Raw genomic sequence first — 626 nt, 5'->3', positions numbered from 1 at the left:
CCTGCGCTATCTTGCTGCACTTGAAGCAGCATATAAGGCGAAATTGCGCGGTGATGTGGGCTTTGTATCGCTGATTACGAAAAATCCCGAACATCCGCATTGGCTGACGCTGCGCGGCGTTCCTGACGCAATCAGGGGCTACGATTTGGAGTATCTTGCGGATTTCGTGGATTTAGACAAGTTTAAGCCCTATATCGGTCGCTCTAACGTGGAAGCGGTCGGATTAAGCAGAAATTGCACGGTGTTTAACCTTGTGAGCCGTTGGGCGCACAAAAACGTGTTGGCGTTCAAACAGCAGGGCTACACGGTGCAAGGCTGGCTGAAAGAAGTGCATTACCAGTGTATGCGGGTAAATGGGGATTTCCCTGTCCCGATGTGGGAAAAAGAAGTGAAATGTATCTCCAAATCAATCGCTAACTGGGTTTGGTACAAGTTTGATATTGCAGCCAGCAATCGACGGTTTTCGGAATTGCAGGCTCATCGGAATAGTTTGCGGAAAACAACCATCAATGCAGGCAGAACAAAAATCATCACGGAGCTTTGAAATATGGCCTATCCAAAACTGAAAACCACCAAGCGAGACGTTACGGCTAAAGAACTGGCAAAACGCTTCGGCTGTTCCACAA

Annotated in this window: 1 protein-coding gene; it reads left to right on the top strand. The window is 48.2% G+C overall.

What is annotated here, in order from left to right; translation table 11 throughout:
• A partial coding sequence (locus HCN83_RS17990) for a replication initiation protein (protein WP_168009790.1) occupies positions 1–544 on the top strand: 544 nt, incomplete at its 5' end.
• Positions 545–626 lie beyond the last annotated feature (82 nt).

Origin of the sequence: Alkalicoccus luteus (assembly GCF_012034335.1) — a bacterium.
Lineage (GTDB): Bacteria > Bacillota > Bacilli > Bacillales > Salisediminibacteriaceae > Alkalicoccus > Alkalicoccus luteus_A.
The sequence above is the reverse complement of the archived record's forward strand: the minus strand, read 5'-3'. Positions and strand labels throughout refer to the sequence as shown.